14 protein-coding genes are annotated in these 13,098 nt (G+C 68.4%); 3 read left to right on the top strand and 11 right to left on the bottom strand.

Annotation, left to right across the window (positions count from 1 at the left end):
• Position 1 precedes the first annotated feature (1 nt).
• Positions 2–2,212 (bottom strand): 4-alpha-glucanotransferase, encoded by a 2,211-nt coding sequence (gene malQ / locus QRN53_RS00185; protein ID WP_285242017.1) that lies wholly within the window; start codon positions 2,210–2,212, stop codon positions 2–4.
• Between the two features lie 285 nt (positions 2,213–2,497).
• On the opposite strand from malQ, the gene QRN53_RS00180 reads away from it, so the two are divergent.
• From QRN53_RS00180 to QRN53_RS00170, 3 genes are all read left to right on the top strand, one after another.
• Positions 2,498–3,547, top strand: coding sequence for an aldo/keto reductase (locus QRN53_RS00180; RefSeq protein ID WP_285242016.1), 1,050 nt, complete (start codon positions 2,498–2,500; stop codon positions 3,545–3,547).
• Positions 3,548–3,661: 114 nt separating this feature from the next.
• On the top strand, positions 3,662–4,186 hold the full coding sequence (locus QRN53_RS00175) for a DUF488 domain-containing protein (RefSeq protein ID WP_285242015.1): 525 nt from the start codon (positions 3,662–3,664) through the stop codon (positions 4,184–4,186).
• A 95-nt stretch (positions 4,187–4,281) separates the two neighbouring features.
• Positions 4,282–4,578 carry a DUF3040 domain-containing protein gene (locus QRN53_RS00170; protein ID WP_285242014.1) on the top strand — a complete coding sequence of 99 codons (297 nt, stop codon included), beginning with the start codon at positions 4,282–4,284 and terminating at the stop codon, positions 4,576–4,578.
• On the opposite strand, the gene QRN53_RS00165 is transcribed toward QRN53_RS00170, so the two are convergent.
• The 10 genes from QRN53_RS00165 to QRN53_RS00120 form a co-directional block, all read right to left on the bottom strand.
• A complete protein-coding gene (locus QRN53_RS00165) occupies positions 4,489–5,547 on the bottom strand; it encodes a DMT family transporter (RefSeq protein ID WP_285242013.1) in 1,059 nt (352 codons plus the stop codon). The two genes, QRN53_RS00170 and QRN53_RS00165, sit on opposite strands and share 90 nt — an antisense overlap.
• Entirely contained in the window at positions 5,544–6,140 is a 597-nt protein-coding gene (locus QRN53_RS00160; RefSeq protein WP_285242012.1) for a TetR/AcrR family transcriptional regulator, read from the bottom strand. The genes QRN53_RS00165 and QRN53_RS00160 overlap by 4 nt, the downstream gene beginning before the upstream one ends.
• Positions 6,141–6,210: 70 nt before the next feature.
• Positions 6,211–6,744 (bottom strand): gluconokinase, encoded by a 534-nt coding sequence (locus QRN53_RS00155; RefSeq protein WP_285242011.1) that lies wholly within the window; start codon positions 6,742–6,744, stop codon positions 6,211–6,213.
• 2 nt (positions 6,745–6,746) lie between these two features.
• Positions 6,747–7,832 carry an L-idonate 5-dehydrogenase gene (locus QRN53_RS00150; RefSeq protein WP_285242010.1) on the bottom strand — a complete coding sequence of 362 codons (1,086 nt, stop codon included), beginning with the start codon at positions 7,830–7,832 and terminating at the stop codon, positions 6,747–6,749.
• Positions 7,832–8,602 (bottom strand): SDR family oxidoreductase, encoded by a 771-nt coding sequence (locus QRN53_RS00145; RefSeq protein WP_285242009.1) that lies wholly within the window; start codon positions 8,600–8,602, stop codon positions 7,832–7,834. Before QRN53_RS00145 ends, QRN53_RS00150 begins: the two co-directional genes overlap by 1 nt.
• Positions 8,599–9,570, bottom strand: a complete 972-nt coding sequence (locus QRN53_RS00140; RefSeq protein WP_285242008.1) for a 2-hydroxyacid dehydrogenase — start codon at positions 9,568–9,570, stop codon at positions 8,599–8,601. The genes QRN53_RS00145 and QRN53_RS00140 overlap by 4 nt, the downstream gene beginning before the upstream one ends.
• 47 nt (positions 9,571–9,617) lie before the next feature.
• A complete protein-coding gene (locus QRN53_RS00135) occupies positions 9,618–10,373 on the bottom strand; it encodes an SDR family oxidoreductase (protein ID WP_285242007.1) in 756 nt (251 codons plus the stop codon).
• Between the two features lie 143 nt (positions 10,374–10,516).
• Positions 10,517–11,530 (bottom strand): 5-oxoprolinase subunit C family protein, encoded by a 1,014-nt coding sequence (locus tag QRN53_RS00130; RefSeq protein ID WP_285242006.1) that lies wholly within the window; start codon positions 11,528–11,530, stop codon positions 10,517–10,519.
• Entirely contained in the window at positions 11,527–12,261 is a 735-nt protein-coding gene (locus QRN53_RS00125; RefSeq protein WP_285242005.1) for a 5-oxoprolinase subunit B family protein, read from the bottom strand. Before QRN53_RS00125 ends, QRN53_RS00130 begins: the two co-directional genes overlap by 4 nt.
• A gap of 2 nt (positions 12,262–12,263) precedes the next feature.
• Positions 12,264–13,049 (bottom strand): LamB/YcsF family protein, encoded by a 786-nt coding sequence (locus QRN53_RS00120; protein WP_285242004.1) that lies wholly within the window; start codon positions 13,047–13,049, stop codon positions 12,264–12,266.
• Between the last annotated feature and the right edge of the window lie 49 nt (positions 13,050–13,098).

Raw genomic sequence — 13,098 nt, 5'->3', positions numbered from 1 at the left:
TTCAGGACCCGTGCAGGGCCCCCTCCACCGCCGCGAGCAGGGCATTGAACCGCTCGTTGGCGGGAAGGTCGTCAAGGTAGACGGGTTTGCCGTCGGGGCCGCCCAGCGGAACCTGCCAGTTGGGGTACAGCGCCCCCGTGGTTCCAGGCTGGTTCTGGACCCGCCGCTCCCCCACCGCATCCACCAAGGCCACGCCGAGCAGCACCGAGGGCGCCTGTGCCAGCAGGAGGTGCAGCGCTTCGACGGTGTGTTCCTCAGCGGACTGCCCACCGGCAGCCACCTCGGTGAGGAACCCGCGTTCGCGCAGCAGGGCGAACATCTTTTCCAGCGAAGCGTTGTGTTCGGCGCGTTCCTCCGCCTCGGAGCGCTCCAGCAGGCCAAGACGGCTCCGCAACGCCACGTGGTCCCCGGCGAGGTAGCCGGCGGTGGGCGGGAGGTCGTGGGTGTTCACGCTGGCGAGTGCCTGCGTACGGTACTTTTCCGGCGCCAGCGGGGAGTCGCCGTCGTACTCAAACCACAGGATGGACGTGCCCAGGATGCCGCGGGCGGCGAGGTAATCGCGCACCCACGGTTCAAAGGTGCCCAAGTCCTCTCCGATGACCACCGCACCGGCCCGGTGGGCCTCGAGGGCGAGGATGCCGATCAGGGCTTCGTGGTCGTACCGGACGTAGGCGCCGTCCCCCGGAGCGTTGCCGTCGGGGATCCACCACAGCCGGAACAGGCCCAGGATGTGGTCAACACGGATACCGCCGGCGTGCCTGAGCACGGTGGCCAGCATGTTGCGGAACGGCTCGTAGCCGGTTTCGGCGAGCCGGGTGGGGTGCCATGGCGGCTGGCCCCAGTCCTGGCCCTGCTGGTTATACATGTCCGGCGGCGCGCCCACGCTGGTGGCCGGTGCCAGCACGCCGCGGAGCGTCCATGCGTCGGCACTGCTGTGGTCCACTCCCACAGCGAGGTCGTGCACCACGCCCAGCCGCATGCCGGAGCGCAGCGCGGCCTGCTGGGCCTCTTCCAACTGTTCGTCGCAGATCCACTGCAGCCAGCGGTGGAAACCGATCCGGTCCGCCAGCTTTTCCCGCAGCGCCTCCGCCTCGCGCGTCCCGATGGCGAAGGCCGGGTCCGTCCACAGCGGATCGTCCGGCGCGAAGTCCTCGCGGATGGCGGACCAGAGCGCGAAATCATCGAGTCCGCTGCCGGAGATCCGGCAGAACTCGTCGAACGCTGCCTGCCGGGCCGGCGAGCGCCGCGTGTGGTAGAGCATTTCCAGCGCCTGCAGCTTCGCCGCGTACACGGCGTCGCGGTCCAGCCGGGCACCGTCCCTGTTCAACCCGGCGACTTCCTCGTGCAGCTTTTCCAGCGCCGCCCGTTTCCGCGGCCGGACGTAGGCAAGCTCGGGAACCGCCTCAATGCGGATGTACAGCGGGTTGAAGAACCGCCGGGTGGACGGCGAGTAGGGCGAGGGCTGGACCGGCGGCACCGGCTCCGCCGCATGCAGCGGGTTGACCAGCACATAGTCGGCGCCGCGCTCGCCGCTGATGGCTGCCAGGTCCGCCAGGTCTGCGAAATCGCCAATGCCCCACGAGCGCTTGGACCGCACCGAATAGAGCTGCGTGGCCAGTCCCCAGCCGCGGCGCTGCTCGAGCGGATTTGCCGTGGCCAGCCGGGCGGGGGTCACCACCAGGGCTGCGGTGGCCGTGGCGCCCTCGGAGTCCGCATGCAGGGTGTGCCAGCCCAAAGGGAGATCCGGCGGCAGTGAAAAGGTGGCCCGGCCGGTGGGGGTGCCGTCGACGTCCCGCGGCTGGACCCAGATGTCATCCTGAACTGCGTCCAGGGAGCCGGCGCCCCCTTCGAGCGTGACCGTCAACCGGGCTGTGGCGCCGTCCCGGACATGGACCGGAACCTGGGCGGGCTCGCCCTGCTTGATGACGACGGCGGGCGGCAGCATCCGCCGCCAAGGCGCCAGTTCCGCCTCCGCCAGGGCGGCTTCAATGTGCTGGTCCGTATCGGCCTGCACGCCCAGGGCGGCGAGCACTTTGATCAGCGTAGTCCCGGCAACGGCGTGAGGGAGCCCGTCCCAGCCCTGGAAGGATGTGCCAACGCCGTGTGCGTCCGCCAGCTGCTGGAGGAGCAGCGGATCCACGGGCTCCCGCGCAACGGGAGGGTCTTCGGGCATGCTGGGCCGTGCTGCGTGCTGCTGGTCTGAAGCCGTCATGGGTGTCCGCCTCGTCTGTGATGGTCCCGAACTTACAGTGCTGCCTGTTGCCCCGGGAGCTGACACCCCAGTGCACAACCGTTGGTTCAGATTATTGCAGGGCGCAGCCGGCGCGAAACCCGGACCGCGGACAGCCTGCGCCGCCACAAAACGTCATCCTTGGCCCTGCGGTTACTCCGTGCGACGAAAAGAGAAGGACTAAGGCGGAAATCTGGGGCTGCCTGCGGAATCTGTGTAGCGTCATGACGATCCACGCGGCGGTAATAACAGGGAGGAACCGGTCAGATGAGCCTTAGCGAACTGCGGGTGTTCGGACGGTCAGGCACCCCCATCAGCCCGCTCACGCTTGGAACCATGAATTTTGGCGAGGGGACCGGCGGCCCGGCGGGGGCTCCCACTGGCGCGGAGGAGGCCACCCGCATCATTCATGCGGCGCTCGATGCCGGCATCACGGCCATCGACACTGCCGACGTGTATTCCCAAGGCGAATCCGAACAGGTGGTTGGCCGGGCACTGCGCGGCCGGCGTGACGATGTTTTCCTGGCCACCAAGTTCCACGGCCAGATGAGCCCCAACCCGGCGCATTCCGGGAACTCGCGCCGCTGGATCACCCAGGCCGTGGAGGGCAGCCTCCGCCGGCTGCAGACGGACCGCATCGACCTGTACCAGGCGCACCGGCCCGACTACAACACCGATGTCCTGGAAACCATCACCACCCTCAACGACCTCATCCGCCAGGGAAAGATCCTCTACTACGGCACCTCGGTGTTCACACCGGCGCAGTTGGTCGAGGCGCAGTGGCTGGCCACCACCAACCACCTGATTCCGCCGCTGGGCAACCAGGTTCCCTACTCCATGCTGGTCCGCGGCAACGAACGCGACGTGCTGCCCATCGCCCAGCAGTACGGGCTGGGCGTCCTGGCGTACGGCCCGCTGGCGGGCGGATGGCTGTCCGGCAGCTTTGTCCTGGACGCGGGCAAGCCGCCCACCCGGGTGCACACGATTCCTGGCCGGTACGACATTTCAGGGCCCTCCAGTGAACGGAAGCTGCTCGCCGCGGACTCCTTGGCCCGGCTGGCGGACAAACTGGAGATGCCCCTGGTGGACCTGGCGGTCGGCTTTGCCCTGGCCCATCCCGCCATCAGCAGCGTCATCATCGGCCCGCGCAGCGAGGAACATCTCCAGGCGTACCTCCGCGCCGCGGACGTCCAACTCGGCGAGACGGTCCTGGACGCCATTGACGACCTTGTCCCCCCGGGGACCAACTTCGTGGAGCGGGATGCCGGCGCGATTGTCCCGTCCATCGAGTTCGCTGAATTACGACGCCGGTACTGAACTCCGGCTGCGCGGCACGCCCAGGTGCCATTCCTCTGGGAAGGCCGGCGCCGTCGTCGTACGTCCTGATTTCCGCCGGCGGTGCTCCGCCGTCCGATGCCTATGATGGCTTCGATGAAGGCCCTGTTCACCGTAGGTCACGGCACCGCGTCCCGGGAGGATTTCACCAGGCTGCTCAGCGTCGCCGGGGTGGAATCGTTGGTGGATGTCCGTATTGCGCCGGGCAGCCGCAAGTTTCCGCATTTCGGTAAGGATCGCATGGCCGGCTGGCTGCCCGCGGCAGGCATCGCCTACCGCTGGGAGCGGCGCCTGGGCGGCTTCCGGAAACTGCCTCCCGATTCACCGGACACGGCCCTGCGCAACGAATCCTTCCGCGCCTATGCCGCCTACATGCGCAGCGTTGACTTTGCGGCAGCTGTTGCGGAACTGGTAGCCGGCTCGCAGGCAGCCCGGACGGCGATTATGTGCAGCGAAACCCTATGGTGGCGCTGCCACCGCAGGCTGATTTCAGACCATTGCGTGCTGCTGGCGAACCTCCCGGTTGAACACTTGATGCCGCCGGACAAAGCGGTACCGCACGTTCCCACCAAAGGCGTGCGGGTGACGGACCACCAGCTGCGCTACGACGTCCTGGAGTGACCGCCGCCCGGGACGCCCGGGAAACTCTTGACTAAGCGGTAGAAGACTCCTACGGTCGAAACCAAAACCGCCTCCCAGGAACCACAGGGGCTGCCATGCCAATGTCCGATGAGGAGCGACGCCTGCTCAAGGAGCTGGAACTGGGATTGATCGCGGACGATCCCCATCTGGCCATGGAACTGCTGTCCGGCTATCCCGCGCGCCGATTCCCCACCGCGCTTCTCCCTGGTTTGGCGGTGGCGGTGATCGGACTGGTGCTGATCCTGGCGGGGGCCGGCCTGCGGGCACCTGGCTCCGTGGTGCTAGGAATTCTGCTGCTGGGGCTGGGCGCCTGCCTCTTGCTGGGCCCCATCGGCCTGAACCGGAGCCGGCGGCGCCAGCCCACCGCCTGAGGGGACTGTCGGCCGCCGCCCGGCGGATGCCGCCGTCGCCTGTCCGCCGGGGACCGTGCGTGCCCGGGGCGCCAGGATGAACAGGCTGGCCAGGACTGCGCCGGCGCCAAGCCAGCCGGCCGCCGGGAGCCTCTCGCCCACCACCAGTACCGCCAGCACGGCAGCCACCACCGTTTCGAGCAGCGAGATGCCGGTGGCTGTGCTCGCCCCCACCCTGGCAAGGCCCCAGCCGAACAGCAGGTAGCCGGCGAACATCGGGACAACCGCCATGTAGGCGCCCACGGCCACCGTGGTCCAGGACGCCAGGAGCGGACCGCCCGTCACGGCGAGGACCGGCATCAGCAGGAGCCCGCCCACGCCAAACACTGTTCCCATGGCTGCCCGGGAGGTGACGCCCCCGCCGATCAAGCGGTGTGCCGCCCATGAATACAGTGCATATGTGGCCCCGGCCAGCAGGCCCATGAGGACTCCCGCGGTGGTGGTCCAGGAGCCGGGGTCCGCCTCGGACCCCGTGGGGGCGTGCCCGGCGAAGGAGAGCGTCGCCGCTCCGCCAACCCCCAGCAGCGCCCCGGCTGTCCACCGGCGGCGGAGCGGCTCCTTGTCCGCTGCACGTTCAATGAGTGCCGCCGCGATGGGGGCCGACCCGATGGAGACCACCGTTCCCACGGCGACCCCGGAGAGGTGCATCGAGCTGTAGAAGGCCAGCGGATAGACAGCCACCGCCGCTGCCCCCAGTAGCACCAGGCGCCACCGCAGCAACAGGCTGCCTGGTTGGTTGGCGATCTGCCGTGCGGCGCACAGAGCCTGCAGCAACCCGCCCGCCCCCATGGCCACGGCGCCGATGGCCATGGGACTCACCCCCGGTGCGAAGGTGGCGGCCGTCCCGGTGGTCCCCCAGAGGACTGACGCCGCCACCACTGACAGTGCTCCCCACCGCTGCGCCGCCGGGTGGCGTGGAGTGGTGGTCACAGCGCGTCCAGCAGCTCCGCGGCGATGGCACGGGCCTGCCGCAGCGGCGCATCGCCTCCCTCCAGGCCTGCCCTGGCCATGGCACCTTCCAGCAGGAAGGCGAGGTGGGCGGCTATCCCGGCAGCACGCTCTTCCTTTCCTGGCAGCAGACCGGCCACGTGGATTCCCAGGAGCTCCTGCACTTCCTCTTTATGGTGCCGCACGGCCGTCCGGCCGGGATCCCCGGCGGGCAGTTCGGCGGCCGCGTTGAGCAGCCCGCATCCGCGGAAGCCGTGGCGGTAGGCGGCGTTTGCGTGGTCCAGGTAGGCGTCGAAAACCGCCAGTGCCCGCTCCGCCGCGGTGGAGGCCTTCTCCAGTCGGGCTCGGTAGAGGCCCAGCCACTCCTCATGCCGTGCTTCCAGGTACGAGGCCACCAGGTCCGCTTTGGAATCGAAGTTGTTGTAGAGGCTCTTCTTGGCCACCCCCGCTTCGGCGGTGATGGTGTCGATACCGGTAGCCGCGACGCCGTTGGCGTAGAAGAGCCGTGCCGCGGCAGCGAGCAGCAGCTCCCGGGCGGGGCGGCGGGTGGTCGATGAAGGGCTGGACGCAGGCATGGGGCTCCTTGCACAGGTGGTAGGTAGACCAGTCTACCTACCACCTGTGCAAGGGCAATTCCGCCGGGATTCAGGCCGTCCGGGTGGGCAAGGCCTGGACCTGCGCGGCCAGCCATTCCACCAGGAGTTCCGGGGGCTCGGTGATATCGGCCAGGACGTGGGCCTCGTCTTCGTCCAGTTCCTCCAAGGCTGCGAACTGGGATTCCAGCAGGGTCCGCGGCATGAACTCGTGGGCGCGGGCTTCCATCCGCGCTCCAATGGTGTCTGCGCTTCCGGTCAGGTGGATGAAGACAACATCCGGCGCTGCGCTGCGCAGCAGCTCCCGGTACCGGCGCTTCAACGCTGAGCAGGCGACGATCGGCGGGTCCGTTGTGACGCCGTCGGCCTTTCCTGCGAGCAACTCCCCCAGCGTGCCAAGCCAAGACTCCCTGTCAGCGTCCGTGAGCGGTATGCCGGCGCCCATCCTCTGCTTGTTGGCGGCCGGATGGAAATCGTCGCCATCGAAGAACGGCATGTCCAGGCGCAGGCCCAGCAGGGAGCCCATGGTGGATTTCCCCGAACCGGACACGCCCATCACCACCAGGGGCGGCAACGGGGCGCTCACCGTCACTCCCCGTTCCCGGCGAAGCTCAAGAGGACCTTGCCGGAACTGGTGGAGTCCTTGGCCACCTCGAATGCGTGCAGGGCGTCGGTGAGCGGGAACTGGTGCGTGATGACGGGGTCGATGTGCAGTGACCCGTCGGCAAGCGCCGCGACGACCTCGTCGATTTCATCGTTGAAGCGGAAGGAGCCCTTGAGGTCCAGCTCGCGGGTGATGGCCAGCGAGATGGGTAGCGGCTGCATGCCGGTGGGCAGCAGCCCCACCATCACCACGGTGCCGCCGCGCACCGCGCCGCGGATGGCGGAGGCCAGCCCGTGGTGGTTGCCGGAGGATTCGATCACCACGTCCGCCTCCACGGCGGCGATGGCTTCAGTGTCTGCGGCGTTGATGACGTGGTCCGCGCCGACGGCCTTGGCGATCTCCAGCGGTTTGGGATGGAGGTCGACAGCGGTGATGTGCGCTGCGCCGGCCCGTTTGAGGACGGCGACGGCAAGGGCACCGATGGGGCCGGAGCCGATGACCAAGGCTGTTTTGCCCTCCACGTCCCCGGCGCGGGAGACGGCGTGCCAGGCGACGGACGCGGGTTCGACCAGGGCGGCCGTGCGCAGGTCGATGCCTTCGGGCAGAGGCCGCAGCATCCGGACGGGCAGGGCGACGTACCGGCTGAAGGCGCCGTCGGTGTGCGGGTCGCGGGCGGCGCTGCCCAGGTAGGTGCAGCCGGGCGAGAGGTTGGGCCGGTCCGCGGGGTACCTGGCCGCGCCGGGTCCCGGGGTGGCGGGGTGGACGGCGACGGCGGTTCCGGGCTGCGGTCCCTGGCCGTTGGCGGCGGCGCGGACCACCACGCCCGAGATTTCGTGGCCCAGCACCAGGGGCGCCTTCAGGATGGATTCCCCGGCCGCGCCGTGCAGCCAGTAGTGCAGGTCCGAGCCGCAGATGCCGCCGTACAAGACCTCGACGACGGCCTGGTCATCCGCCGGCAGGGCCAGCGGGACTTCGTCGATCCGGAGGTCCCCGGCCGCGTGGGCCACTAAGGCCGGTCCGGAGGCGGGCAGCGTGTTGGGGCCTGCCTGTACAGGTGTGTTCGCGGGCATCAGACCACCACCGTCATTCCGCCGTCGATGAAGATGGTTTGGCCGTTCACGAAGTCTGACCCGCTGGAGGCCAGCCAGACCACGGGCCCGGCCAGGTCCTTCGGAGTGCCCCAGCGGTGGGCCGGGGTGCGGCCCAGGATCCAGGTATTGAACTGTTCGTCGTCCACCAGGTTCTGGGTCATTTCGGTGTGGATGTACCCGGGTGCGATGCCGTTGATCTGCAGGCCGGAAGCGGCCCACTCGGCCGTCATGGCCCGGGTGAGGTTCCGCAGCCCGCCCTTGGCGGCAACGTAGGGGGCAATGGTGGGGCGGGCCAGGTCCGTCTGCACGGAGCAGATGTTGATGATCTTGCCGCGGCCGCGCGGAATCATGTGCCGCGCAGCCTCACGGCCCACCAGGAACGCACTGGTGAGGTCCGTGGAGATGACCCGCTCCCAGTCCGCCACGTCCAGGTCCAGCAGCGGGACGCGGTGCTGGATCCCGGCGTTGTTGACCAGGATGTCCAGCGGGCCCACGTTCTCTTCGATCCACGCGATGCTGCGGGCTGCCGCCTCGCCGTCGGTGACGTCAAACGCGATGCTGGCGATGCGGCCGGCCGGGAAGTCGGTGGCGAGCGCGGCTTCGGATTCCTTGAGCCGCTCCGGGCTGACGCCGTTCAACACAACCGTTGCACCGGCGTCGGCCAACGCCCGGGCGAGCGAGGAGCCGATGCCGCGGCTGGAGCCGGTGACCAATGCGACGCGGCCGGTGAGGTCGAACAGCGCGCTCACGCGGACTGCCCCTGCGTGAAGGACCCGCGTGGGAACGGTCCCTGCTGCACCAGGTTGCCCGGGGTTTCGCCGGCTGCGAGGGCCTCAAGCTGCCGTTTCAGGAGTTTCAGGATCCGTGGTTCGAAGGCTGACGCGTTGCCGCCAACATGCGGTGTGATGAGGGCGTTCTCCGACGACCAGAGCGGGTGGCCGGCGGGCAGCGGTTCGGGATCGACGACGTCGATGGCGCACTGCAGGCGGCCGGACACCACTTCCCGGGTCAGGGCCTCGGTGCTGACCACGGCGCCGCGGCCAACGTTGACCACCAGGGCGCCATCGGGCAGCGCGGCCAGGACCTCCTGGCCTACGAGGTGGTGGGTGTTGTCGTTCAGTGGCAGGACGGAGACCAGGATGTCGTGGCCGGCGGCGAGGGCCACCAGTTCGTCGGGCCCGTGGACCTGCCCGTCCGTGTCCGTGCGCGCCGCGCTTCCCACCCGGGTCAGTGTGACTTCGAAGGGCTCCAGGCGGCGGGCCAACTCCTTCCCGATTCCGCCGATGCCCAGCAGCAGGACCTTCCGGTCTGCCAGGGACTGGCGGCGTTGCGGGTTCCAGCGTTCGGCCTGCTGGTCGCGGGCGGCCTGGTCGATGCCCCGCAGCTTGGCAAGGATGAGGCCAACGGCCAGCTCTGCGGTGGCAGCTGCGTGGACGCCTGAGGCGTTTGCCACTGCGGCGCCCGGCCCGGCAGCCTCGCAGACGCCGTCGTACCCCGTCGACTGGGTCTGCACGAACTTAAGGTCCGGGACTTTGCCCAGGTTACCCAGCACGGCTCCGGCGTTGAGGTACGGCAGGATGACCCCGTCGATGCTTCCGTGGGCCTCGTCAGGGGCCCCCTGCATGTCCCACACGACGCCGCGGAGTCCTTCGGGAAGCGGCGAAAGGTCGGCGAGTAGCTGGGGTTCGGGGAAACTGACGGTCTGTACTGACTGCATCGGTAGGGCCTATCGGTTGATGAGAGGAAAGTGCTGCGGGCGGATCGTTATGCTTCGCGGCGGTCGAAGGTCAGTCCGCCGGGAACCTGGAAGGTGGGCATGAGTTCCAGCATGCCAACATTCACATGCCGCGGGGTTTCGATAGCGTAGTCAAGGGCATTGACGATGTCGTCCGTGGTGAGGGACTCGTAGCCCTCGTAATAGGTCTGCCAGGCTTCTTCCATGGCCTCGGGGCTGCCGCCCAGGTTGCGTCCGAAGATTTCGGTCTCCACCCGGCCCGGGCAGATTTCGGTGACGCGGATGCGCTTGCCGACCGTGTCGTTGCGCAACTGCCGGGAGATCTGGTGCACGGCGGCCTTGGTGGCGTGGTAAGCGGTGTGGCCGTAGAAGTTGTAGAGCCCGGCGATCGAACTGATGTTGACCACGTGGCCCAGGTCCCGTTCCACCATGCCGGGCAGCACCAGCCGGGTGAGCTGCAGCAGGCCGCGCAGGTTCACGTCGATGAGTTCGTCGATGTCCTGCTCGGACGAGTCCAGGATGTTGCCCGGCCGGGAGACCCCGGCGCAGTTGACCAGGACGTCCACCTTGAGGTCACGCACGACGCCGGCCAGCGCGGCGGTGTCGGTCAGGTCCACCACATGCGGAACTACTCCCGTGCGGTCGGCCAGTTCGGCAAGGCGTTCCTCGTTGCGGGCCACCGCGTGCACGGTCAGTCCGCGCTTGGCGAGCCGTTCGGCGATGGCGGCGCCCATGCCGGTGGACGCTCCGGTGACGAGGGCTGTGGTGTAGTCGGAAAAAGGCATTGGTACTCCAAAGTGGTGGAAGTCGGGCGGGCTCTTGCGTCCGGCAATGGGCTGAACGTAGTAGCTCCGGGTGGGCAGTGGTTAGGGATCGAGCAGCGGTTTGTGGGCGCGGTCCTGGGCGGTGGGAAATACATTCATGATGTTCAGGCCCCTGACGCTGGGCTGAGTTCGTACCAGCGCTGGCCGGCACCGATCCCGAGGAGACCGAAGACTGTGTTGATGGTCTGCCGCAGTCTCTCCAGTTCGAGGCAGGCCGTGCGGTGCGTGGCTGTTGCTTCCGCCACGGTTGTCCTCCTGAAGGTGACGGTGTGTCCCGGCCTGGCTTGCGCCAGGAGGTCCAGGGAGCGGCTGGTGACCACTGCCAGGACCGGGTAGCCGGCCGTCACGCCGCGTCCGCGGTGCAGCACCAGCAGTTCGTCCCGGGACGGGACCTCGATGGCCCCGACCGGAACGCCGCGGGAGAGCACTTCGGAGGTGAGCTGGCGCTCGGGAAGGGCACCACCAAGCCTCAGTCCGATGTGGTTGCTGCGCGGGCTCACGGCGTACTGCGTGGTGAACAACAGGCCCGCCGTGTCCCCGAATTCCGCCACGTCCGGCCCGTCGGTGACATCAATGACCGGGTTGGTGGTGAAGGCTGGTTTGGTGATTCCCAGCCGGAACAGCGGCAGGCCGAAGTGTGGCTGGGTGATGGGCGCCGTGGTCGTCCGTGTTTCCAGGCGGAAGCCCTCCACGAGCTTCAATCCGAAACCCACCACTGTGTCGGGGGCGCAGCTGCCCAGCAGGCTGGGGACCGTGAAGGACCCGTGAACGGCGATGTAGGCGCGGAGCCCGGTTCGGATTCCGCGAACGGCCACGACTTCGCCGGCCCGGACAGACACCGGCTCCCATTGTGGGCTTTCGCGGCCGCCCACAGTGAGGTCCAGGGGCGCACCGGTGACGGCGATCAGCAGGTCGGTGGTGGCCCGCATCCGGAAGTCCAGCGCGGTGAGTTCCAGCAGGGGGTCGTTATCTGCGTTGCCGGCGAGGATGTTGGCGGCCTTGGCCGAAAACTGGTCCAGGGCGCCGTTGACGGGGAGGCCGTAGGCGGGGCCCTTCGTCCGGCCCAGGTCCGTGACTACGGAGTGTCCGGGCTGCAGGATGATCAGGGAACCGGTCATGGCCGTGCCTCCAGGAACTGCCCCGCGAAGTTTCCGAAGTCCTCGGCGGGAATGCGGTAGAAGCGGAGTTCATCGCCGGGGACATAGGGCACCAGGGGTTCGCGTGCTGCGTCCAGGACCGTCAGGGGGGTCTGGCCGATGACGCACCAGCCACCCGGTGCCACTGCGGGCGCGATCACGGCTTGGCGTCCGGCCACGGATACGGCACCGGCGGGAACGGACAGCCGCGGGTCCTTGAGCCTGGGGACGGGGACCGGGAAGTCCGGTCCGTCCATCATGGGGGATCCAGCCGGCGCTCCGAGGCAGCGGATGACGTAGGTCTTGGCGGTGTGCCGCGCGATGACGTCCTCAACATCCAGGCCTTGGTGTTCCGCCACGCGGTCCAGGTCTGGCCCGTAGTCCCCGCCGTACACGACGGGGACTTCGAAGCGGCGCGGCTCGCGCAGGGTGGTGCCCACAAAGTCCAGCTGGCGCATTCCGAGGAGGACGAACGCCCTGACCTGCCGGGCAGAGGTGAGGTAGGGATCGAATTCCACCAGGACGGAATCGTAGGTGGGAACGGCGCCATGGATGCCTTCGACGCCTGTGGCCGCCAGCCAGCCGGCCAGGGAGTGGACCGTGGCCCAATTGGTTTCTGCGTCACCGGACCGTGCCACCACGCGCAGGGCAGCATCACCTGACTCGTAAATGTCCAGCGTTGTCTGGCTGGTCGTCGTCGTTGTGGCGGCCATGGTCAGGAAACCTTTTGCTTTGCGGCGAGGACCTGTGCCAGCGGGGCGATGGTGACGCCTGCGGCGATCAGTTCGCTGCGGATCAGGCGGGCAAGTTCGACGGCGCCCGGGTTGTCGCCGTGGAGCAGCACCGTGTCGGCCTGGATGGCGATGTCCCTGCCCGAAGCAGTCTCGATGAGGCCTTCGGTGACCATCCGTACAGTTCGCTGGACGATGACGGAGGGGTCGTGGATCACGGCGCCGGGCTGGCTGCGCGGCACGAGTGTGCCGTCATCCTGGTAGGCGCGGTCCGCGATGCCAACGATGGCCACCCGCAGGCCGCGCTCCGCCGCCGCGGTTGCGAGTTCCCCGTCCTGGGCCAGGATGATCAGCTTCGGGTCCACCCGGGCCGCGGCATCCGCTACGGCTCCGGCATAGTCCGCCCGGGTAGCCACCAGGTTGCCCAGGCGGCCGTGCGGTGCCAAGTGGGAGACGGAACCGCCGTGGTAGGCGGCAAACGCTGACAGGGCTCCCAGCTGGTAGATGACGTCGGTGCGGACTTCGTCAGCTGTGAGGTCCATGGCCCGGCGGCCGAAGCCGCGGAGATCCGGGAAGCTCGGATGGGCGCCGATGCCGACTCCCGTCCTGACACATTCAGCCACGGTGGCGTCCATGATGTCAGGGTCCCCCGCGTGGAAGCCGCAGGCGATGTTGGCGCTGGACACGATGTCCAGCAGGGCTTTGTCGTCACCGATCGAGTAGGCACCAAAGCCTTCACCAAGATCCGCAACGAGATCGACTGTGGGCATTGCGGGCCTTCCTCTGCTGGTACTGCGGGTGTAAATCAGTGTGGCATCG

Origin of the sequence: Pseudarthrobacter sp. fls2-241-R2A-127 (assembly GCF_030209355.1) — a bacterium.
Lineage (GTDB): Bacteria > Actinomycetota > Actinomycetes > Actinomycetales > Micrococcaceae > Arthrobacter.
Note: the sequence above shows the minus strand (reverse complement) of the source record. Positions and strands in the feature narration are given on the sequence as shown.